This window comes from Alloprevotella rava, assembly GCF_014195585.1.
GTDB lineage: Bacteria > Bacteroidota > Bacteroidia > Bacteroidales > Bacteroidaceae > Alloprevotella > Alloprevotella rava.
Genome location: NZ_JACICA010000003.1, coordinates 18,261 through 40,852, shown reverse-complemented (window position 1 = coordinate 40,852; position 22,592 = coordinate 18,261). Strand labels below are relative to the sequence as shown.

Here is a 22,592-nt window from a genome sequence, read left to right as displayed (position 1 = left end):
ATTCGGATGATGGCTTCTTGTTTTTTCCCTGTATTTCCCGCTTTTCCCAAAAGTTTTCCAATCTCTTCATATACCTATAATTTAGCTGCTTGATAACAGTATTCATCATTAAAATTATCAAGCAATGGAATCAAACAGCAATGACAACTATGTGCTGGTCTTGGAAGACCGCACGGAAGTGAAGAACGAGCAGGAAGCGGGCAAACTTTCTGTTGTATCGGGTATTGACGACAAGGGAAACCTCAAGACCACAGAGGCTACCGCTGCCAATCAGGCAGCGTTCTTGAAGTTCAACAACAAGGACGGACTTCTGAAGAACTTCATGACCAACTTCCTCAAACAGTTCAATAACCCGACTCATTTCGGGTTGTACAAGGTCGTGGCAGACAATGTGGAGCAAGGCGTGGACAACCTGCGCACCATGCTGCAAAGCCGTGAAAAGCCCGAAAGCAAACAGCAACTAGCAGAGATGAGCATTCCCTTTGGGGACTATCTGCCCCAGCAGAAGAATGCCACCACTATCGATCCTGAAAAGGTGGATTGGAAGATGCTCGGCAATCTCGGTCTTTCCCGTGAACGATTGGAGCAGAGTGGAGAATTGGAAAAGATGCTCAATTGGCAGAAGAGCAATCTCATTACAATTGCTGTTCCTATCGGCGACACCACCATCTACACTGAAGCACGCCTTGCGTTCCGTACGGACGATAACGGCAATATCGGTTTGGCTATTCATCCTCTGAGAAAAGAGCCACAGCTTGACTTTCCCTATATGGGCTACAAGTTCTCTCCCGAAGAAAAGGAGCAACTCCTCACTACGGGTAATCTGGGCAAGACCATCGAGGTAACACCCAAGAACGCCGAACCTTTCTCTGCATACGTTTCTATTGACCCGCAAACGAATGAAATCATCGCCCTGCGTGCCGACCGTGTGAACATCCCTAAGGAGATCAAGGGCGTAACGCTCTCTGATGCCCAGTACAAAGATCTTGTGGAAGGCAAAGCTGTGAAGGTGGAAGGCATGACCGCCAAGAGCGGCAAGTCTTTCAACGCCACGCTTCAGGTCAATGCCGAGAAGAAAGGCATTGAGTTTATCTTTGACAGCAACCGTGGATTTAAGGAACGGCAGCAGCAGACACAGCAGCAAGGCGTACCACATAAGCTCTGCGGCTTGGAGCTGTCAGATAAACAGCGTGAAGCCTTGGATAGCGGTCGTACACTATATCTAAAGAATATGGTGGACAAACAGGGACAATCATTCAACGCCTATGTCCGCATGGACAAGGAGCAGAACCGCCCACGTTTTTACAAGTGGAATCCTGACAAGAAGCAGGAAACCGGCAAGGAAAAGGTGGTTGCCGTAGCCGAAGAACACAAAACGCAGGTAGCTGTCAATAACCACGGCAAGACGAATGAAGCTACCAAGAATGTGAAAGAGCCCTTGAAGACGGGACAGACACAGCCTACTGTCGAGCAGAAGCAAAAGCAGGACGAAAACAAACAAAAGAAGTCCCGTGGACGTAAGATGTAACCCTTAATTCTATTATCGACTATGACAACTTGTATTATTGCCGAGAAACCCTCGGTAGCCAGAGACATTGCCCGCATTGTCGGAGCAAACAGCAGACAGGACGGATATATGGAGGGTAACGGGTATCTCGTTACTTGGGCAATGGGACACCTCATCGCCCTTGCCATGCCCGAAACCTACGGTTTTTCTGCCTATAAAGCTGAGGAGCTGCCCATCCGTCCCAATCCTTTTCAGTTAGTGGTACGACAAGTACGTAAGGACAAGGAGTATATATCTGATCCAGCAGCACTAAAACAGCTCAAGGTGATACGATCCTGTTTTGATAAGGCAGACCGCATCATCGTCGCCACCGATGCAGGCAGGGAGGGTGAACTGATATTCAGATGGATTTATGCACATCTAGGTTGCCGAAAGCCTTTCTACCGCCTTTGGATTTCCTCGCTCACGGACAAAGCTATCCGTGAGGGCATGGCAAATCTCAAGTCAGGGAACCATTACGACAGTCTCTATTATTCCGCCAAGGCAAGAAGCGAAGCCGACTGGCTCGTGGGAATCAATGCGAGCCGTGCCCTTTCCATTGCCCGCAGGGGAGGCTATTCGTTGGGACGGGTACAGACTCCAACCCTCACTATGGTCTGCCGTCGGTACATAGAGAACCGTGATTTTTCTTCCGTGCCTTATTGGAAACTCTCCGCCCTGATGGAGAAAGAGGGCGTGTCGCTGAAAGCCATTGGCATTACCGACTATGAGAGTGAAGCATCGGCACAGACTGCCCTCGCTACGCTTCGCAGTCAGAGCCGGCTTAAAGTTGAATCGGTCACAAGACGGGTTGATGAGCATGGGCGAATAAAGGTAACGCATACATCGCCACCACTCTTGTACGACCTTACTGCCTTGCAGAAGGAAGCCAACAGACGCCACGGCTTTTCAGCAGACAAGACCCTCTCAATTGCTCAGAGCCTCTATGAGAAGAAAATCACGACCTATCCCCGTACAGGCAGCCGATACATCAGCGAGGATGTCTTTGAGGAAGTACCCGCCCTGCTCCACAAGATAGGTAAGCCCCTATCCAATCCGCTTAACCGCCACTCGGTGGACAACGCTAAGATAACCGACCACCACGCTATTATCCCCACGGGAGAAACACCTTCCGGCTTATTGGCGGATGAAGCAATCCTATATAATATGGTGGTAACCCGTTTTATCGAAGCCTTTTCGCCTGACTCCGAGGAAGAACGTATGCAGGTGCTGTTCACGGACGGCACCAACACCTTTACTTGGAAAGCATGCCGACAAATCTCCTTGGGCTGGAAAGCCGTGCAGAAAGAAGTCAAATCAGATGACGAGGAAGAGTTACTTGCCACATTGCCCAATTTAACAGAGGGTGAACTCCTACCACTTCTCAATGCCGAGATTACCGAACACAAGACCAAGTCGAAACCGCTCTATACCGAAGCCACCCTGCTCTCCGCTATGGAGAACGCAGGCAAGGAAGTGGAGGATGCAGAAAGCAAGAAGGCAATGGCGGAATGCGGTATTGGCACACCTGCTACAAGAGCCAATATCATCGAAACGCTCATCCTCCGTGATTATATCCGCAGGGACAGGAAATCCATCATCCCGACAGAGAAAGGCCTGGCAGTCTATGAGATTGTCAAGGACAAGAAGATTGCCAATGCGGAGATGACAGGTAGCTGGGAACTGGCTCTTGCCGCTATCGAGGCAGGTCAGATGCCGGCAGAGAAGTTTGCGAAAGGCATTAACTCATACGTTGGCACCATCTGCGAAGAGCTCCTTGCCCTTTCCCCACAGGTACAAAAGTCCTATCCCACCTACCGCTGTCCCAAGTGCGGACAGCAGAGTGTGGGTATTTATGCTAAGGTAGCAAAATGTCGGAACGAGGGTTGCGACTTCCACGTCTTCCGTGAGATCTGTGGCACGCTGCTTACAGAGGACAATATCCGGGACTTGATAACCACAGGACGAACACCCGTCCTCAATGGCTTGACCAGCAAGGCCGGTAAGAAGTTCAACGCCCGTCTGGTGCTGAATGAAGAATATACCACATCCTTTGTATTTGAAAATAAGAAAGGAAAACAACGAGGGAGATAATCCCGACAGAAACAGAGAGGAACAGATATAGATCGGGAGATACAAGTACTACCTGCCGACCTTTTTACCTCCACTTTATTAAAAGAAAACACTATGGCATACAATAAGAAAGAAGTCCTGCAAGCCAACACGGAAGCTATCCGTGTGGTCTTGCGCCTGGAGAAAGAACGCCGCGAAGCCACCGAAGCTGAGAAAAGTATCTTGCGGAACTATCAGGGTTTCGGTGGCTTGAAATGTGTACTCAACCGCACAGACAATCCCGATGATATACGCTATTGGAGCAAGTCAGAGCAGAATCTCTTTGAACCTACCCAACAGCTCAAGCAGATGATTTATCGAGAAGCCGTAGATGCCAACACCGCCAAGCGGTATTGGGAGAGCATCAAGGCAAGCGTACTGACCTCCTTCTATACTGATACCCGTATTGTCACCGCCATTGCCGATGCTCTCACTTCTGTAAATGTACCCATACGTCGATGTTTGGATCCTTCGGCTGGCATGGGAGCATTTGCTGAGACCTTTGCAAGGCAAGCGGGAGTTGTAGATGCAATGGAAAAGGACCTACTCACTGCCCGCATCAGCCAAGCCCTGCACCCTTATGGCAAAGGTAACATTTTCGTTCACAACGAGCCTTTTGAAGCCATTGGAGAGCTGGAAGACAAAGACAAATACGACCTTATTACAAGTAATATTCCTTTCGGTGATTTTATGGTCTATGACCGAGAATACAGCAAAGGCAAGGACACTCTTAAACGTGAGTCCACACGTGCCATTCACAATTACTTCTTCGTGAAAGGTCTGGACTGCATCAAGGAAGGTGGAATTTTGGCATTCATCACTTCACAGGGTGTTTTGGACAGTCCTCGCAATGAAGCCATACGTCGTTATCTCATGCAGAACAGCCGCCTTATCTCCGCTCTCCGACTGCCATCGGGTATGTTTTCAGACAATGCAGGAACGGACGTGGGCAGTGACCTCATCGTCCTGCAGAAGCAGACTGGTAAAGAAATCAGCAAGGGCATTGAGCAGCAGTTCGTAGAAACCGTTTCTGTTCCCAAGGAAGAAGGCTCTTCTGTCGTCTTCAAGCATAACTCACTTTTTGTAGGAGATTGGAAGGACGTTTCTCATCGCACCGTTGCCACAGAGCGCATAATGGGTACAGATCCTTATGGAAGACCTGCATGGGAGTATCGGTTCTCAGGAGGGATTGAGGAAATGGCAGAAAGTCTCCGAACACAACTCTCCCTTGAAATGGGACAACGTATCGACCGTAAGCTATATGAGACCGGTATACCGATGACAGAGGCAGAGCGAGAGGCAGAAGCGGAGAAACAGCTTCGCAAGTTGGGTATTACCATAATTCGGGAAGAAGAAACAGAGAAGACAAAGACTGAAGACAAGGGTATAAACGATGCCTATAACCTTATGCCCGACAGTATTAGGAAACAGTTGCCAAAACTTTACAGCACGGAAAAGGAACTCATTGGCGATAAGGTTGCCTATGCACGCTATTTCTTCCCTATGGGAGCATACACAGCCTATCTTCTGGAATATGATCCTAAGAGCCGCATTGGTTTCGGTGCTGTCACGATGGGTTACGGCTGGGAACTTGGCAATATGTCCCTCGATGAGATGGAAGGCGTGAAGGTAAGAGGACTGGGGATTGAACGTGACCTGTACTTCTCTCCTAAGAAACTGCACGAAATTGCAGAGTTGGAAGAAATCGTCAGGGGACAATATACCAAAGAAGAAGTGGTGGCAGAGGAAATCAAGGAAGAATTGGCAACAAAGACAGAAACAGAAAATAAGGTTAAGGAAACTGTAACCATTGCTTCTGAGAACGATACGCAGATAATGGAAAATACCGTTCATAGCGGAGAGACAATCCCATTACAGCCGTCATCATCAGAGTCTGCCCCACAACAATTAGTATCAGAACAGCCTTCCATAACTGTTGAACCTGCTCCCGAAGGCGTACCCGCCTTGACACTTCATCATCAATACGAGCAGGAACCACAAGAAATCCGTACGGATATTGAAGCTCCGAGAGAGATGAACGGGCAGACGATATTCTTTGACGACGATCATCATCCGGTGGTGGACAATAACATAGAAGACATCGGACAACCGGAGCAGCTGTCACTTTTTGCCCCGGAGGAATACAGCCTTTGGACAAGAGAAGTTACCCGTATGAACCATGAAATCAAGAATAATTCAGGAACTTCACAGGCACGCCGTCCTATAACACAAACTGCTCCCCAGAAACCATCGGAGTTCAAAATGCAAAAGGCAGCGACCTCTCCTCAATGGCGTACCCGTAGTAGCAGGAAAGCAGCTTCTTCCTCCCCACGTGAGCCGTCACTTTTCGACTTTATGAACGAAGCCGAGGAGCGCAAGCCGCAGCCGATAGCGGAAGTCAGAAAGGAGTTTGACGCTTCACCGCGCCCTTTTCTCTCTTCGCCGGACTCTCACCTGAGAGACGGCTCCATTGTCGTGCAGAAAGGGCAGATAGGGTTTCTTTCTGACTTAAAGCGACATCCGACCTTTAACCCGATGGACTTGCCGTATGCGCAGCTTTCCCGCCTCAAAGCCTATATCGAGATACGGGAGTGCTATCATCGTCTCTATGACTACGAGGCAGAGAACCATGCAGAAGACAGGGAAGACCGCAGCAGACTCAATCACCTGTATAATGACTATGTTGCACGCTGGGGCTACTTCAATCAGAAGACGAACACCGACATCATCAAGATGGATGCTACAGGCGTGGAAATGCTGTTCTTGGAACGTTCTGAAAACGGCAAATATATCAAGGCGGACATTTTCGACCATCCGACGGCATTTGCCACCACCGAACTGACCATTGCCGCAGACCCGATGGAGGCATTGGGTGCATCGCTCAACAAGTACGGCACGGTGGAACCTGACTACATGAGTTCGCTTTTACCTGATATGGAGGAAAGCGACATCATTTCTTCCTTGGAAGGTCGCATCTATTTCAATCCCGAAGAGAATGCCTACGAGGTTGCGGACAAGTTCATTTCGGGCAATGTAATAGAAAAGGCGGAACGTATCGAATCGTGGCTCTTGGACCATCCCGACCACGAAGAGGCTAAGCAGAGCCTTGCTGCCCTACGTGCAGCCACGCCAACACCCATTCCATTTGTAGACCTTGACTTCAATCTCGGTGAACGCTGGATACCCTCAAAGGTCTATGGCAGGTTCGCCTCGGAGTTTTTCGGGACGGATATTAGCGTATCTTACCATTCCAACATGGACGAGTACAGCATTGTATGTGACCATAAAAATGCCAATATCTGGCACAAGTATGCCGTACAGGGTGAGTTCCGCCGTTATGACGGTATCAATCTCCTGAAGCATGCCCTGCACAATACCATTCCCGACATCAACAAGAGCAAGGAAGTGACGGACAAGGTTACGGGAGAGACCAAGACCATTAAAGTCAGGGACGGACATGCCATCCAGATGGCGAATGCCAAGATTGAGGAAATCAGACAGGGCTTTGTCGATTGGCTCGGACGCACACCCGATACCTTCAAACAACAACTCTCCGACAGGTACAACCGCCTTTTCAACTGTTTTGTGCGACCAAACTTTGACGGTACGCACCAAACGTTTCCCGACCTTGACCTGAAAAGGTTGGGTATTGCTGACCTCTACAAAAGTCAGAAGGATGCGGTATGGATGCTCAAAACCAATGGCGGCGGTATATGTGACCACGAGGTGGGTGCCGGCAAGACGCTCATCATGTGTACGGCTGCCTACGAGATGAAGCGATTGGGACTGGCAAACAAACCGATGATTATCGGGCTGAAAGCAAATGTATTCGACATTGCCGATACCTTTAGGAAAGCTTATCCCAATGCAAGGATCCTATATCCGGGCAAGAACGATTTCAGCAAGCAGAACCGTCAACGCATTTTCAACGACATCAAGAACAACGACTGGGACTGCATCATACTCACGCACGAACAGTTCGGTATGATACCGCAGGCATTGGAGATACAGGAGGCTATCCTGCAGAAGGAGATGGACTCCGTGGAGGAGAACCTTGAAGTCCTGCGACTGCAGGGAGCGGACATCTCCCGTGGTATGCTCAAAGGATTGGAGAAGCGCAAGCAGACGCTTGAAGCGAAGCTGCAGAACATACAGGACAGCATCGCCGAGAGAAAAGACGATACCGTGGACTTCAAGATGATGGGTATTGACCACCTCTTTGTCGATGAAAGCCACCAATTCAAGAACCTGATGTTCAACACACGCCACGACCGTGTGTCGGGCTTGGGCAATCCCGACGGTTCACAGCGTGCCTTAAATATGCTCTTTGCCATCCGCACCATACAGGAGCGTTCCGGTAAGGACTTGGGGGCAACTTTTCTTTCGGGAACTACTATTTCCAATAGCCTGACAGAGTTGTATCTTCTGTTCAAGTATCTCCGTCCGCAGGCTTTGGAAAAGCAGGGTATCAACAGTTTTGATGCTTGGGCAGCAGTCTTTGCCAAGAAATCTACTGACTATGAGTTCTCCATCACAAACGATATCATTCAGAAAGAGCGGTTCCGCACCTTTATCAAAGTGCCGGAGCTTGCCTCGTTCTATGCGGAGATTTGCGACTTTCGCACAGCCAAGGACATCGGTATCGACCGCCCCGAGAAGAACGAGATACTGCATAACATACCGCCCACGCCCGAGCAGGAGGTTTTTATCGGCAAGTTGATGGAGTTTGCCAAGAGTGGCGATGCCACTCTCTTGGGACGAGCACCTCTGAGTGAGAGCGAGGAAAGGGCAAAAATGCTCATCGCAACGGATTACGCCCGCAAGATGAGCCTTGATTTACGCATGATTGATGAAAATGCTTACTCAGATCATATCGACAACAAGGCAAGTCACTGTGCCAAAATGCTCAATGACTATTACCAAAAGTACGATGCACAGAAAGGAACGCAGTTTGTTTTCTCAGACTTGGGTACTTACAAGCCTGGTGGAGACTTCAATATCTATTCGGAAATCAAGAGAAAGTTGGTAGAAGACTATCATATTCCATCTTATGAGATACGCTTCATTCAGGAGTGCAAGAACGAGAAAGCAAAGAAGGCAATGGTAGATGCGATGAACCGTGGTGATATTCGCATTATCTTCGGTTCTACGTCCATGTTGGGCACAGGTGTGAATGCCCAGCAGCGGGCAGTAGCGGTCCATCAACTTGACACGCCGTGGCGACCATCGGACTTAGAGCAGCGTAACGGGCGTGCCATCCGTAAAGGTAATCTTGTTGCCAAGGAGTTTGCCGACAACAAGGTCGATGTGATTATTTATGCCGTGGAACGCTCGTTGGACAGTTACAAGTTCAACCTGCTGCACAACAAGCAGCTTTTCATCAACCAGTTAAAGACGAACACTTTAGGGAGCCGTACCATTGACGAGGGATCGATGGACGAGGACAGCGGTATGAACTTTTCAGAATATGTAGCAGTACTTTCAGGCAATACCGACCTTTTGGAAAAAGCAAGATTGGATAAGAAGATTACCACCTTGGAATCAGAGCGCAAGAACTTTCTCCGTGAGCGTGATGCCGCAACGGGCAAGCTGGCAGAGATTGAGAGTTCCGTGTCTTTCCATACAGACAAAGTCAAGGAGGCACAGTCTGACTTGGCTCTCTTTGAGAAGCGTGTGGAGCGTGATGAGGAAGGTGTGCCTATCAATAAGCTGACTATCAAAGGTGTGGAAGACAGCACCGATATCAAGGCCATTGCTGCACGTCTGCAGGAAATAGACGAGAAAGCACGCACCAAGGGGGAATACAACAAAATCGGTGAGATTTATGGCTTTTCTATTATGGTTAAGACGGAGAGCACTTCCAAGGACTTGTTTGATTGCTCTGTAAATCGTTTCTTTGTGAAGGGGCAGGAGAGTATCTACTATACCTATAATAACGGTAAGCTGGCATCCGATCCGAAACTTGCTTGCCAGAACTTTATCAATGCCTTGGAGCGTATCCCGAAGGTAATAGAGTCGCACGAAAAGGAGATGGAAAAGGTCGCAGCCAATAAAGACGTTTACACCAACATTGCGGGCAGCTCTTGGAAAAAGGAAGAAGAGCTTCGCACGCTCAAAGGCGAGGCAGCCGAACTGGATAGGCGAATTGCACTTACCCTTGCTCCACCGGAGGAGGAAAAAGAGGATATAGGGCAAGAGGCACAGCATGGTGCCATACAGCAAAGTAAATCAGTAGATGATATATCAGAACCCCGTTCTTATAAGAATTCATTCTCAAAAAACACAGACAACATACCTTTGCCCACATCTCCCAAGAACAATAGTCAGCAGAATGTATCCGACAACAATGACATTACGAGCAAAGTTATTATCTCAAAACCAAAGTGGAAGATGTAGAATGTCTTATTGTATCGAAAAGCGCCAAGTACTTGAAATAAAGTGTTTGACGCTTTTGAGAAACCGTATCAGAGAATTTGACAGATTCATTGTATAATTTCTATTCTGACAACAGAGCTGTCGTCATCTACCAATGTTGGAGGTGTCTGCTCTTTATGATGAAAACAATGGGGAATATCATGAACTTTGTAATAGCCATCACTACAAAGCAGCAGAGAATCACCCATGTTCAATGGCAAACGTTGAACCTGAATGGGGTTTCTAAAACCTCTTCCCGCAATGCAAGTTGTCAGATAAGTGTCTGCTCCTTGCATAATGGTATCATCGTTTGTTAGTTGAGTTACTTCTCCTTGTTTGTCTCGATAGTATAGGCGCACATCTCCCAAAGATGTGTAGAAGAGCATAGCATCACTGATATATACAAGAAGTAAAGCCGAACCCATCTTGGATTTCTTCTCCTTGCAAAAAGCAGCCAAACGCTCATCAGCATATTTGATGCTCCTGAGGATATGTTCCGTACAATCAATTATATCGGTTTTTACAAAATATTCTGAGATAGCTTCGCAAACAATTTTTGAAGCACTTTCCGGCAACGACAAACCACTCATCCCATCTGCAAGTAGAATGAGTGTTGCTCCATTAGGCAATTCTCGTTGGAGAATGTAATCTCCATTTTCTTTACCAGCCGGAATACTTAAGCTTTCAATCTGAATCTTCACCATGCAAAACTTTATCAAATACGGCAATCATTTTTTGAAATGCGAGGAGCAGTTTCTCATAAGAAAAAACACTGCTACTATCTATAACCTGTTGTATCAGCCTGCTATTTTCTCTTTTCTCTATCTCATTCCGCAGACATTGCTCATAGTGGAAAAGATGCTCTTTTGATAGAAATCCGACAATGTCATAAGCAAGCCAATAAGCTCCGACAACAATCTCATCAAAGTCTTCCCAATCATACACTTCTGCATGCAAGTTCCTATTCAAGTTAGCAATGAAATAGTTTTCCAGAATGAATGCCATATCTACGGCATCTTTATTCGTTTGGATATTCCTGTCTAACCAAGCATTGAACTTCAATACAAATAATCCATGCAACGATGCTATCTTGATGTCGAATTCATTGTCAATCGTTACGGTAATAGCACCACTCAGCACATCAGCAAACCCCTTAACGGACATAGCTATATCCTCCTCAGGAGGCCAGTATATGTATCCATCTTCTCTTTCTATATCTCCGTATGGTACTATGTCCATTTCGTAGTCGCCATCATAGAACCGTTGATACATCTGTCCGTCTTTTTGAAACCCTTGTGCTAATAATGCCCGCTTAATCTCTTCGAATGCATCCCAATCGGGAATGGCTATGGCGAGGTCTAAATCCCTCGTCTTTCTCCCTGAACTTATACCTACTAACTGCCGAATTAAAATATCTCGCGCAGTAGCCCCGATAACAAAGAAATCCTGCCCAATCTCAGCAAAACAATGACTGACTTTTCTTAGCAGTTCAACCAACAGGGGGTTGCCAATCTTCTTACTCGAAATCTGAAAGTTCATCTTTTAATAATTTATTTGCAGCTTCAATACAACGGCTGTCTCCGCTACTTACTAAATCGGCATATATCAAAATGCAGGGCATTACATCGCCTTTCCAAAACTTCTGATATACATAAATAACTCCTTCGGTAGTCCGTGTTGCGCCAGTCTTCATCAGATTGGAGAAAGATGTCTCTGTATAGAGTTCAAAAAGTTCCGGAGTAAGGTAACCATTCAATAAATTAGATGCACACTCTCCACCCCATAACATACCATTTGGCAATGCTATTTCTTCCCATTTTTCTTTTTGTTCCGGTGTCCGAAAATCCAGCTGCTTCAACAGCAACTTGGGCTTTAATATCTGATGATAGTTTTCCGACCATAAATCGAGCAAAAGACGACGTTTTTTCAGAACTCTTTTCTTCTGAGTTACGAGAATAAACTTACGGACTTCCAATTCATCAATCACATTTTTGACAGTACCTATCGAAACTCCACTATACTCCTTGATTTCCCGAAAAGATTTGCCCACATTCTCAGGAGCTTGCAAGAGATAAAAGATTACCTTCAGGCCTGCTTCTTGGAATATAGGATAGTTTTTGTTGTTATTCACAGGGGCTTTCTCCCCTGTGTGAGAAAGGTGGAATATCACTTTCCTGCCCTTCGTGTACTGTATATTGTAGTTACCTGCCGTGTCAGCAAAGTTAAGTTCCATTTTACGCAAAGTTCCATAGACAGATGGCTGTACATATCTTGCAACCAATATGACAGGTCCCTTGTAAGTCCCCATACAGCTCTTTGATTTTTCTTCAATGCGCAGGATATTTGTTCCATTTATCTCATTTTCAACAAGGCATCGGAACTCTATGCCCATAATTCTGACGTATTGTTCCATCGAAGGCGTTTCCGGCTGAAGCGCATCGATTATGACATCTTGAGAATCCTCCCACTGTCTCCTTATCGCACTAACCGCCTGATCTATAATCTGTATTCCGTACATATCTTGTTCAATATTTATAGTCGTTCAATAGGATTGAACACTGCAAAGATAGTGAACAAAAATCAAACTGCAAATTTTTTCGTTCATTATTTAATGCTTGTTCAACAAAATTGAACAAGCATTAAATAATGAACGGGTGCCTACCAGTTCCCTTGTTTCCGTAGCATTTCATCTATCTCTTTCCGAAGGAAAAGTAATCTGCCATTGGCTTTAAGATAAGGAATTTTTCCAGCCCAAACCCAGTTGTAAATGGTCTTTTGTTCCACCTTCAAAATTTTGGAGACATCTATGATATCCAAGTATTCGGGTTTCAATGGAGGGTGAATGGTCGTATCTACTTCTTGTTCCCGTAGGACAAGCAGACGGTCGAGCTTGTCTTCCATATTCTTCAGTTTATCAAACAGGCGTTTCTGCCATGTATCTTCTGGCTGTTGATCTAAGTATGGCATAATTCTCCTTTTTGATAATTCCCACTTGTATCTCGTATCAAAATACGCTGCTCTTTCATATAGGCAATATATTTCTTTGCGGTCCTGTCCTTGATTTCCATCTCTCGCATCAGAACCTCACAAAGTTCTTGGTAAGTGAGCTTGAAAGAATTTCGGAAGGCTTCTTTGACAACGCCAATAAGCTCATCAGTCTTGCGCTTTTCCTTGTCCTCCTTGGACTTCTCACCACGATAGACGTGCATGTCTTCTTCCTTGTCCCAGCCGAAAAGCATCATCGGTACGTCCAACGGACTTCCGTCACGGACTTTCAATGCCTTCACCACCGAATACTCTGGATTGTCATCTTTCTCAATAGAGAGAATGCCTGCTGCTTTACGTTGAAGTTCCGAGCCGATATGTCCCCGAAGTTTGATGCCGTTCGGCACGAAGTGCAATACGCAGATAATACAAGTATTGTATATCCCTGCCAAGCGGTAAAGTTCGTCAACAATGGCTATACTTTCCGTTTCATCGTTCGCAGAACGTATCAGATCAGCAATACCATCAATGACAACGAGGTGTATTCCACCATGCTTGTGATGGAACAAGTCCATACTTTCACGGATAAGTTTCAAGCGGTCCTTACGAGAGAGTGAGGCAAGGTAGAGTGAATGGTAAAACTTCGGTACTGCCGTCAATGAAGCCCGGCGCAATGTCTTGCCCAGATTCTTGTGCAGTTGAGCCTCGGACTGTTCTGTGTCATAATGTAGGACTGCCAAGTCTTTGGGATTGGCGGTAATCTCCAATCCCAAGGTTTTCTCTATCGGCAGCCGTTTATTCCCCAAAGCTCCGGCAAGGATGGCTCCTACATAGTTGCTCTTGCCCGTACCCTCACCTCCGGTAATGCAGAACAGATTGTCCTGCGTTCCCAAAGGGACACCATTCACAGCCACCACAGTCTTGGAAATATCCGGTGGATTGTCGTAGTCAATCTCACAGGAGCGAAGCATCATCATGGTTTGGCTATATAGGTCTGTAAACATCTTGGCAAGCAGTTCTTTCAGTTCCTTCGCCCCGTTGCCTAAGGCAAAGAAATCAGAAATGTCCTTTTCCGCCTTGGTTCCACTAAGTGGGAGTGTAAGATTCAATACCTTGTATTCTGCCAAATGTTCAGCTTGTCTATGCGCTTCCCGTACACCCGTCTCATCTGCATCATACAAGAGAATGATATGCCGAAAGCGAAGTTGAAGGCTCTCTATGATGCTTTCCGGTATTTGTGCCGTTTCACTGTTGAAGCAGATTGCATTGAACCCGTGCGCATACAACGAGAGCACATCTTTTTCCCCACCTGTAATGAAGAGCATATCTCCTTTGGTGGGAATCTGCTCCATGCCGAAACAATAGGTCATAGGCATCCGCCCGCCATAGAGAAAGCGGATTTTCGGACTGTGAGGGCGATATATCTTGACATAGCCATTTCCAATATAGGCGAATATCGGTTCTGTCGGCGAACTGTGAAGCTCAAACTTCTTACCTTCGGCTGATACGCTATCATACCGTTTAAGACTCCGTACACGAAAAAGCCGAAGTGTATCTTCATGGATACCATAATGCGCCCAATAGTTCATCAGTCCATCGTCAAAAGGCTGTATCTCAAAACTGTATGGACGTTCTTCCGTACACTTGGTTATATCAGCCTTAGGAGTGGGAACGATAGTTCTTTTATATGATAACGTGATATGGTTGCTATGCTTTTCACCATCACATAAAGAATACAATCCAAGTTCTTGTACAATAGTTTCCAAGACTTCGGGAAAACTTGTTTTCAGGTTCAAGTTACGGAGGGTTGCCACAAACCAGAAGCAATCCCCTGAATAGGTGGTATCGCCATGATCATAGAATTTGTAAGAAGAAGTTTTCCTGTCGTAGTAGATATGGCAGGAAGCCCGTCTGTCGTCATAGAAGGGGCTTCGGAAGTTGCGATGAAGGTTTACCTCAAAGCCGAGGAAATGGGAAAACACATTCAGACCTCCCTGTGTAAGCAAAAGAATCTGTTCCTTTTCTATCATAGTTGTCGGTTTTTAGGATTAAGACATGAACTTATGATGAGATTGTCCTTAAAACGGTTGAGCCGACCAAGAACCTCGTCGTTTCTCATGCCTGAGACACGGAGTCGGTTACATTTCGTGGCTATCACGATAGACTTGAAGAAGTAGCGTACATCGCCACCCTCCGTGTAGCGATACCGTACCAACTGTTTCTTGCGCCAGCGATAAAGGGTGGACTCTGAAACATTCAGAGTCCCGATAAGATCTTTGGTTGTCATCTCCAGCTCGTCATCTATATCTTGGATAAGATGAGAAGTGCGCTCAACATACCGCTCTATTCGGTTGAGCCTGTCTATCAGTTCCTGATAGGCTTGGCTTTCTACTGCGATTATTTCCATCCGCCTTTATAATTTGGTTTGTAAAATAATGTGTTGCGGCCCAAGCTCCTTTACAAGATCTATAATTCTGTCGTAGGATTCCTTGTCAAACACTTCGATACTCATCTGAGCGAGTGGAAGCGGTCTTGCCTGTTGTCTTTGTGCAATAGATGCAAGCAGGTCGAGTTCATCCCATCCCAATACCTTGGCATAACTGTAAGTTTGTGAGGTGGTCATCGACACAGCTCCAGTTTCCCATCGTGAAATGGTACTTGAGCTAACATTCAGTTTTCCAGCGACATACTCTTGTGAGTAACCTTCAAGCTCTCGCTTTTCCTTTAGGGTTTTGTGCAACTGTTTCATATGTATAAAGTTACAAAGACACCTAAATTTGAGCAACCCGCTACATTCAAATGTTTACACCCCATGCAAGGTGGCTTGCATTAGGTGCAGATGAATATGATGAGCGATGTCGGCATGGGATGATTTAATTGGTTTGTTTTCTATAATTCATAAACGGAAATACATTGTAAGAACAATCATTCCAGAACAAAATCAAATAATTTTGAGAAAATCCCTCCAGTGCAAGGTGCAAGTCCCCTTATATATAGGGGCTTGCACCTTGCACTGGAAAGTGTAGCAGTAAAATTTCTAAATATTTATGGCACAAAGATTTGGAGGTTAGTACAATTTTATATACCTTTGTACTCAAGAAAAGAGAGCAGTTGTGCTTTCATAAGGTAGTCAGAATGGTAGTCATTAGGCGGTCAAAATACTGCTACAAAAATGCTACACTACTGATTTGTCAAAATTGATAGGACATTTAATTACAACGAGTTAGCAGAGTTTGGTTCACAAACCTCTCTCTCCGCAAACAAGGGTGTAAATCAATGAGTTACGTGATTTACACCCTTTATTACACCCAAAAACTTCATTGTCTTAGAAAACTTATCGCATTTTTTTTTACAATATTCGTTTGTATTCGTGAAAGTAATAACTATCACACATACAAATATGATTTACGGATATATTAGAGTAAGCAGCGATAAGCAAACAGTGGAAAATCAACGCTTCGAAATTAGCAATTTTTGTGAGTATCAAAATCTTTCAATTGATGACTGGATTGAAGAAACCATCAGTGGCACAAAGAACTATACCAAACGGCAGCTGGGAAATCTGTTGAAGAAAATAAACAAGAACGATATTATTATTTGTAGCGAGCTATCACGTCTTGGCAGGAATCTCTTTATGATTATGGAAATACTGAATATCTGCATGACTAAGGAATGCAGAGTCTGGACTATCAAAGACAACTATCGCCTTGGGGATGATATTCAGAGCAAAGTTCTCGCTTTTGCATTCGGACTATCGGCAGAGATTGAGCGTAACCTTATCAGCCAACGCACAAAAGAAGCGTTGGCGAGAAAGAAAGCAGAGGGTATTGTGCTGGGACGACGTAAGGGCAGTAAAAATAAGAAACACAAATTGGATAACAAAGAAATGCTGATAAAAAAGAGTTTGGAAAGAGGTATATCTAAAACAGATTTAGCCCATAAACTAAAAGTCAGTCGCAATACACTTTATTTATTTCTACAACGAACTAATCTGTCGGACTAATATGAAGAACAGATTAATGGATGTGCATGATAAAATTATGCGCAAGAGAAGTATCATAGAAACTATCAATGATATGTTGAAGAACGTTGCACAGATAGTTCACACGCGCCATAGAAGTATCTCTAATTTCATCGTTAACCTTTTAGCTGGCATAGCTGCGTATGCTTTCTACGACACCAAACCTTCCATCAATATGGAGTTTGAGATGGGAGAAACAGAGAAAGCGAAACAGTTGACTCTATTCTAAAAACTTTTTGTGAAACACTTTTCTTTCGGTCGAGAATAAAGATCGAAAGGAGAAACTGTGCATTATTAATACCAAAATAGAAAGACTTCCTTAAACTGAATTGGAGTTAATAAGTTCTTTTGCGGTGTCAGAGCCGTTCAAAAGGGATTCCGAAGGCTTACCAAACATCATAAAGACAATTCAACATCAATGTACAATATGCTCTGTACTGGAAAAGGTTGAAAGTTCTGTTTATTAAATTATCTTTTGGTTGACAGCTCCTGAACTTAATTTTAGAGGAGGTTTCAAATATTTTTCGTCAGAATATTTGGTTATGTGTATTAGTGGAGAAACAAATAGGGTACTAAATTTACCTGATACTTTAATATTTTCTTAATTTTGTTATGTCCTCTTTCTGTACAGGAAAAGGAGTAATCCAAATTTATAAACGGGAAAAAGGAATACCTAAAATGGAAATAGTAGATATTAATAGTCTTAAAAAACAAATAGTTAGAGAACTTAATTCTAAAAAACTATCTGAAGTTTTACCTTCCATAATTGATCTTGCTCAAAGGGTCGGAGATATGACATTGAAGCAATTGTGTGTAAATGAACTTTATGGATATGATGCAAATGTTGAGGTGCCAGAATATAGAAAGATACCTGTAATTTTTTATGATAAAGATGGAAATGAAATTAGACGTTATCCAACGGGAAGTGTACTTTCCTTGAATGAAGCTATGCAATCTGAGTATTATCCATTTAGAGGGGCTATTGAAGAGATGGAAAAAATGATAATTGATTGTGGTATACGGCAATTTATTGTCTTAAAAACTCCATTTGAATTTATAATCAATGGTAAAGTTTTTACAGCGTATAGTTTTGAATATTTTGCAAACCAAATAGTACCATATGTTTCAAGCGTAAAAAAGAGAATGAATCAGGCTATTGATAATATATTCTTTATAGAATCCTTTCAAGACGATAACTCATTGAAATCTTTACACAAAGAGGTTCTTAAAACTTCCTCAAAATTGTTTATAGATGGGTATTATAGACAGGCTGTTTTAGATTCAGCTATAGGCTTGATTAATCGAGTAAAACAGAAATCTTTGTGTTATAAATTGGATAATACTCCACTTATGCAGACTGTTTTTTCACCCAATAAACCTATTTTAGAGATTGCTAAAAATAAAGACATTCAGCAAGGATTTATGTGGTTATTTTCAGGAGCCGTAATGGCGCTTAGGAATGCTAATGCACATAACTTAAATTGTCTAATTACAAGAGAAGAGTGTCTTGAACAACTCTACTTTATAAGCCATTTACATAGATTGCTTGATAGTTCTAAATTAAAACCTATGTAATTATATATTTCCCTAACTTATGAAGTACATGAAATGAGCTTCTTGATATATGTATTTATAAATATATTAGAATCGTCTCTTTTGTATGGCTTCTAAATTCAACGGATGAGCGTTCTCTATAGGCATTCGTTGTTTCTTGTATATGCGCGTTGAGTTATTATGAATTCCTGTATTCCGAGGGGGAAATTCCGGTGGCGTTTTTGAAGTATTTCCCCATGAAGCTCTGGTTGGGGAAGTTCAGTTTTTGAGCCACTTCTTTGACGGAGAGTTCGGGGTTGAGGAGTAAGGCTTTTATTTCGAGCACTACCATGTTGGTGATCCATTGCCCTGCGGTGCGTCCGCTCACGGATTTCACCACTTCGGAGAAGTATTTTGCGGAGAGACAGAGTTGTTCGCTATACCATTGCACACTGCGTTCTCGGCAGCAGTTTTCTTGCACCAAGTGGAGGAATTTGTTGAAAATATCGTAGCTACGCATAGAGGCCTCATCGGGTTTTCCTACGCGCACTTGCAGCATATTGCAGACATCAAAATAGAAAAGGCGCAAGAGAGCCAGTGCGGCTTCGGTATGGTAGGTGTAATTCACATCGCTCATGCGCTCAAGGAAGAGCGTGAGGGTGTCGGCAAGTCTCGATTGCTCTTTCTCAGTGAGATGGATGATGGGATTGTTGTAGAGGTAGAGCAGATTGGGCCAAAGGTTTTGCATTCCTACAAAACTCTCGCGGCAATAATTCTGCGACGCTATAATGATGCGCCCCATGAAGTCCTCGCTAGGCTTTGTTTCCGCGATGGTAAGTTCGTTAAGCCCCACAATGAGATCGCCTGGTTTTACATTATAGGAGGTATCATTGATGGTTATTTCTACAGTTCCTTGTTTGCAATACACGAAGAACATGAAGCCTAGTTGTAGCGACTTTTCTTTGAAGTCTATTTCATGGAATTTATCTATAAAAAATAGATTCCCATCTGTGCCTGGTACTTCATACGATGAATAGTGCCGGATATCGTTTAAGTTTATTTGTTTAATCCCTGTCATAAAAGTAATCCTACAAACTGTGTGTCAAAAGTGCAAATAAAATTTCAGACTTGCAAAAAATATGCGTAAAAATAGACAAATGATTACAGAAAGAAGTGTATTGTTCTAAAACTGATTTGCAGAACTTAGTGAAAGCGTTGATGGTGTAGGCCGTTGCATCCACGCTTGCAGTGCATCCACGCTGGCGCTAAGTTTTTCATATCTGAATCACTTTTCCAAACATTTTCTGGAGGAAAAGGAGAACAGTTTTCATAAATATCCTTATTGCGTTTTCAGATACAATAAGGGAGTCAACTGATATCCTTATTGCGTCAGCTGACGCGCTTATTGTAGCGAAGGAGGCACGAGGGAAGGCGGAATTTAGAAGAAGTCTTCCTCTCTCCTATATGTTGCTTTTTTGTTGTCACGTTGTCACGTCGTCACGTTGTCACGTTCAGCTGTTAAGCTGTTGAAAATGTTTGAGTTATATGTGTGACAACAGCGTGACAACAAAAAAGGAATAGATATTTGTTGTCACACCCCATAAGTCTCTGTCAGTCAGTTTGTTTTGCCCATGTGTGACAACGTGACAACAAAATTCAACATTTTTACTGGTAGGAGTAGATGTGTAATCCCCCACTATTGCATGATTGCCTGTCTCTCATTGATACTTGCAGTGCTTCCAATTTCGTGCAGGCTTCCCGATCCATGTGTGGCTTAACGCTCAGTAATTATCAATGCAAGAATACTTAAGAATGATAGTAACTTTCAAATTTCTTATATTTGCGGTGCAAATAGTTTTTCTATAAAAGATTGGTGCTTATACGCGCTTTTTAGAACGCTATATTGCTGCGAACATGATACGGAAGCTGAACAACAGCAGAAACAAATGTGCGTTTGGATCTTATGCCTGTTGCTCGAAGAAGAAGCTGTCATGGTTTACCTTTATTTACGAATAAAATCTATTTGATATGTTAGTACGAAAGCTTATATTATTTCTCTGCTTATTTGTTGTTTCTTTTGCTGAGGCGGTAGCTCAATCTGCTTTCGCGCCTTTCCCAAAAGCTTCCGACGCTTATTGGCGCAATCAGGTGCCGAAAGCGATGCGCCAGGACTATATCCGATTGGGCAAGAAATATCAATTGGCAACTTGGGAGAGTATTCCAGATTCTGCGTTTGCCGAGTTTCGCAAAAATGGTAATCGCACCAATTATGAAGCCTCTTGTTTTCTGCGTCGGCGTCAGTTTGCTTGCCTCGTAATGGCAGAGATAATGGAGTATCGGGGGCGTTTCATGCCAGAAATCTGCAAGGGGTTGCATTATTTTCTTGATAAAGAACCATGGTGGGGAGTGCCGGCTCATTACCCCAAAGCTCATCCCGACTCTTCCAAGCAAGTGGTAGATCTCTTCAATGCCGAAACATCTTCTATGCTTGCATGGTCATTGTATATGCTTGGCGAAGAGATTGACAACGTAGAGAAAGGATTGACAGAGCGAACATACAGCGAGATAAGGCGTCGTTTCCTCCGTCCTACGGTGACAGAGAAACAGAGTTGGATGCGGAAAGTTAACAACTGGAATTCTTGGATAACGAGCAACTTCCTTGCAACAAGTCTTATTTGTGAACCATCGGGCTCAAACGAACTCCATAGGGCATTGGATGTAAGCGAGGCGTGTTTGCGTCTTTTCCTCAAAGGCTATCCCGATGATGGTGGATGTGAAGAGGGGGCGGGTTATTGGGATCGTGCCAGTGCCTCGTTTTTTGAATCGTTGTGGATGCTCCGTGCTGCCGCATCTACGATGCTGCCTACTGACCACCGATATGTTCTCACACCAGCAGAAGAGGAGAAAGTGGCAGCAATGGGGCGTTTCATTTCTACAATGCACATCGGCAACCTCTCTTTCGTCAATTTTTCAGATGCTAAGGTACACAACGTTCCCAATATCAATATCATGTTCCCATACGGTGCTTGGCTCAACAGTAGCCACAGTACTCAACCTGCTCTGCAGAAAGTGGGACTTCAATTGATGCAGTTTGCTGCTTATGTAGCTAATCAATACGATTATTACAGAAAACCCTCTACTCTCTTTCTTAAAACGGGCTGTTGGCCAACATTGGGACGAGAGCTGATGCTCCTTTCCATGCTTCCTCAGCTTCGCAAGAGTAAAGCATTGCAGCCGCAAACAAAGGAGGCCTATCTTCAGAATTTGCAGATAATGGTAGCTGGCAATCGCAATTGGCTCGTTGCAGCAAAAGGGGGAACGAATGGCGAGAGCCATAATCACAACGATGTCGGTTCGTTTGTCGTCTATCGTAAAGCAAAGCCCGTAATCATAGACCTTGGGCGCGATATTTATACAGCGCAAACGTTCAGCTCGCGGCGCTATGAATTGATAAACAACCGTTCTATGTATCACAACGTGCCCCTCATCAATGGTGTGGAACAACACAGCGGATTGCAATACCATGCTACCGATGTACAGCACACAGTTAGCGACTCTGCTTCCATCTTTACGCTTGACATTGCCAACGCATATCCCAAGGAAGCAGGAGTATCAAAATGGCAACGTACTGTGATGTTGAACAAAAAGAGAAATCGAGTAGAGGTGTCGGAGCATTACCAGGCTCATGATGTAATCATCACTTTGATGTGTTATGGTTGTCCTGCAATGCAAAAGAATGGACAATTGCTGCTCGCTGATGGAGTTAAACTTGTGTATGACGCTGATAAAACAACTGTTGCGTGGCAGAAAGTCGTCATGCCCGAGGGGATGATGAAAAAGCAATGGGACGATAACGTGTATCGCATAGAGCTAAAACCGAAAACGGAGGTGAGCGATATAGAATATCGGTTTGAATGTACTCCATAAAATGGAACAAAGAGCTGCATTAAAACAAATAAGTTCTTATGTCCCAACAACTAT

The 22,592-nt window shown here is 44.4% G+C and carries 14 protein-coding genes and 1 pseudogene; 7 read left to right on the top strand and 8 right to left on the bottom strand.

Annotated elements, in window-relative coordinates; genetic code table 11:
• The first annotated feature begins 124 nt into the window (after positions 1 to 124).
• From FHS60_RS03690 to FHS60_RS03680, 3 genes are all read left to right on the top strand, one after another.
• A complete protein-coding gene (locus FHS60_RS03690) occupies positions 125 to 1,528 on the top strand; it encodes a DUF3945 domain-containing protein (protein ID WP_183695206.1) in 1,404 nt (467 codons plus the stop codon).
• A 21-nt stretch (positions 1,529 to 1,549) separates the two neighbouring features.
• Positions 1,550 to 3,640, top strand: coding sequence for a type IA DNA topoisomerase (locus FHS60_RS03685; protein WP_183695203.1), 2,091 nt, complete (start codon positions 1,550 to 1,552; stop codon positions 3,638 to 3,640).
• A gap of 93 nt (positions 3,641 to 3,733) precedes the next feature.
• Positions 3,734 to 10,054, top strand: a complete 6,321-nt coding sequence (locus tag FHS60_RS03680; RefSeq protein ID WP_183695200.1) for a helicase-related protein — start codon at positions 3,734 to 3,736, stop codon at positions 10,052 to 10,054.
• A gap of 86 nt (positions 10,055 to 10,140) precedes the next feature.
• On the opposite strand, the gene FHS60_RS03675 is transcribed toward FHS60_RS03680, so the two are convergent.
• From FHS60_RS03675 to FHS60_RS03645, 7 genes are all read right to left on the bottom strand, one after another.
• Positions 10,141 to 10,776 carry a PP2C family protein-serine/threonine phosphatase gene (locus FHS60_RS03675; protein WP_081457123.1) on the bottom strand — a complete coding sequence of 212 codons (636 nt, stop codon included), beginning with the start codon at positions 10,774 to 10,776 and terminating at the stop codon, positions 10,141 to 10,143.
• Positions 10,757 to 11,611 carry a nucleotidyl transferase AbiEii/AbiGii toxin family protein gene (locus tag FHS60_RS03670; RefSeq protein WP_004378811.1) on the bottom strand — a complete coding sequence of 285 codons (855 nt, stop codon included), beginning with the start codon at positions 11,609 to 11,611 and terminating at the stop codon, positions 10,757 to 10,759. Before FHS60_RS03670 ends, FHS60_RS03675 begins: the two co-directional genes overlap by 20 nt.
• Complete coding sequence (locus tag FHS60_RS03665; protein ID WP_004378812.1) at positions 11,589 to 12,590, bottom strand: type IV toxin-antitoxin system AbiEi family antitoxin; 1,002 nt, start codon at positions 12,588 to 12,590, stop codon at positions 11,589 to 11,591. Before FHS60_RS03665 ends, FHS60_RS03670 begins: the two co-directional genes overlap by 23 nt.
• A gap of 140 nt (positions 12,591 to 12,730) precedes the next feature.
• Complete coding sequence (locus FHS60_RS03660) at positions 12,731 to 13,039, bottom strand: helix-turn-helix domain-containing protein (RefSeq protein ID WP_004365230.1); 309 nt, start codon at positions 13,037 to 13,039, stop codon at positions 12,731 to 12,733.
• Positions 13,027 to 15,087: a bifunctional DNA primase/helicase gene (locus tag FHS60_RS03655; protein ID WP_100019925.1), complete on the bottom strand. Its 2,061-nt coding sequence runs from the start codon at positions 15,085 to 15,087 to the stop codon at positions 13,027 to 13,029. Before FHS60_RS03655 ends, FHS60_RS03660 begins: the two co-directional genes overlap by 13 nt.
• Positions 15,084 to 15,464, bottom strand: coding sequence for a hypothetical protein (locus FHS60_RS03650; protein ID WP_004365228.1), 381 nt, complete (start codon positions 15,462 to 15,464; stop codon positions 15,084 to 15,086). Before FHS60_RS03650 ends, FHS60_RS03655 begins: the two co-directional genes overlap by 4 nt.
• A gap of 6 nt (positions 15,465 to 15,470) precedes the next feature.
• Complete coding sequence (locus FHS60_RS03645) at positions 15,471 to 15,806, bottom strand: helix-turn-helix domain-containing protein (protein WP_004365227.1); 336 nt, start codon at positions 15,804 to 15,806, stop codon at positions 15,471 to 15,473.
• Between the two features lie 651 nt (positions 15,807 to 16,457).
• Between FHS60_RS03645 and FHS60_RS03640 the strand changes: the two genes are divergently transcribed.
• The 3 genes and pseudogenes from FHS60_RS03640 to FHS60_RS03630 all read left to right on the top strand — a co-directional run bounded on the left by FHS60_RS03640 (position 16,458) and on the right by FHS60_RS03630 (position 18,653).
• A complete protein-coding gene (locus FHS60_RS03640; RefSeq protein ID WP_183695728.1) occupies positions 16,458 to 17,060 on the top strand; it encodes a master DNA invertase Mpi family serine-type recombinase in 603 nt (200 codons plus the stop codon).
• Positions 17,053 to 17,307 (top strand): annotated as a pseudogene (locus FHS60_RS03635) (transposase); the annotation flags it as partial. The gene FHS60_RS03640 and the pseudogene FHS60_RS03635, both read left to right, overlap by 8 nt.
• A gap of 449 nt (positions 17,308 to 17,756) precedes the next feature.
• Complete coding sequence (locus FHS60_RS03630) at positions 17,757 to 18,653, top strand: TIGR02391 family protein (protein ID WP_183695198.1); 897 nt, start codon at positions 17,757 to 17,759, stop codon at positions 18,651 to 18,653.
• Between the two features lie 157 nt (positions 18,654 to 18,810).
• Here the strand turns inward: FHS60_RS03630 and FHS60_RS03625 are convergent, their stop codons facing one another.
• The gene (locus tag FHS60_RS03625; RefSeq protein ID WP_183695195.1) at positions 18,811 to 19,689 is read right to left on the bottom strand and encodes an AraC family transcriptional regulator; all 879 of its coding nucleotides are present in this window, start codon (positions 19,687 to 19,689) and stop codon (positions 18,811 to 18,813) included.
• A gap of 950 nt (positions 19,690 to 20,639) precedes the next feature.
• Between FHS60_RS03625 and FHS60_RS03620 the strand changes: the two genes are divergently transcribed.
• Entirely contained in the window at positions 20,640 to 22,538 is a 1,899-nt protein-coding gene (locus FHS60_RS03620; RefSeq protein ID WP_183695192.1) for a heparinase II/III domain-containing protein, read from the top strand.
• Positions 22,539 to 22,592: the final 54 nt, after the last annotated feature.

What these genes read in the sequence shown, in the direction of transcription:
- FHS60_RS03675 (WP_081457123.1), bottom strand. Translation starts at nt 10,776, where the DNA reads ATGGTGAAGATTCAGATTGAAAGCTTAAGTATTCCGGCTGGTAAAGAA.
- FHS60_RS03680 (WP_183695200.1), top strand. Translation starts at nt 3,734, where the DNA reads ATGGCATACAATAAGAAAGAAGTCCTGCAAGCCAACACGGAAGCTATC.
- FHS60_RS03650 (WP_004365228.1), bottom strand. Translation starts at nt 15,464, where the DNA reads ATGGAAATAATCGCAGTAGAAAGCCAAGCCTATCAGGAACTGATAGAC.
- FHS60_RS03665 (WP_004378812.1), bottom strand. Translation starts at nt 12,590, where the DNA reads ATGTACGGAATACAGATTATAGATCAGGCGGTTAGTGCGATAAGGAGA.
- FHS60_RS03625 (WP_183695195.1), bottom strand. Translation starts at nt 19,689, where the DNA reads ATGACAGGGATTAAACAAATAAACTTAAACGATATCCGGCACTATTCA.
- FHS60_RS03645 (WP_004365227.1), bottom strand. Translation starts at nt 15,806, where the DNA reads ATGAAACAGTTGCACAAAACCCTAAAGGAAAAGCGAGAGCTTGAAGGT.
- FHS60_RS03655 (WP_100019925.1), bottom strand. Translation starts at nt 15,087, where the DNA reads ATGATAGAAAAGGAACAGATTCTTTTGCTTACACAGGGAGGTCTGAAT.
- FHS60_RS03690 (WP_183695206.1), top strand. Translation starts at nt 125, where the DNA reads ATGGAATCAAACAGCAATGACAACTATGTGCTGGTCTTGGAAGACCGC.
- FHS60_RS03630 (WP_183695198.1), top strand. Translation starts at nt 17,757, where the DNA reads ATGGAAATAGTAGATATTAATAGTCTTAAAAAACAAATAGTTAGAGAA.
- FHS60_RS03685 (WP_183695203.1), top strand. Translation starts at nt 1,550, where the DNA reads ATGACAACTTGTATTATTGCCGAGAAACCCTCGGTAGCCAGAGACATT.
- FHS60_RS03670 (WP_004378811.1), bottom strand. Translation starts at nt 11,611, where the DNA reads ATGAACTTTCAGATTTCGAGTAAGAAGATTGGCAACCCCCTGTTGGTT.
- FHS60_RS03660 (WP_004365230.1), bottom strand. Translation starts at nt 13,039, where the DNA reads ATGCCATACTTAGATCAACAGCCAGAAGATACATGGCAGAAACGCCTG.
- FHS60_RS03620 (WP_183695192.1), top strand. Translation starts at nt 20,640, where the DNA reads ATGTTAGTACGAAAGCTTATATTATTTCTCTGCTTATTTGTTGTTTCT.
- FHS60_RS03640 (WP_183695728.1), top strand. Translation starts at nt 16,458, where the DNA reads ATGATTTACGGATATATTAGAGTAAGCAGCGATAAGCAAACAGTGGAA.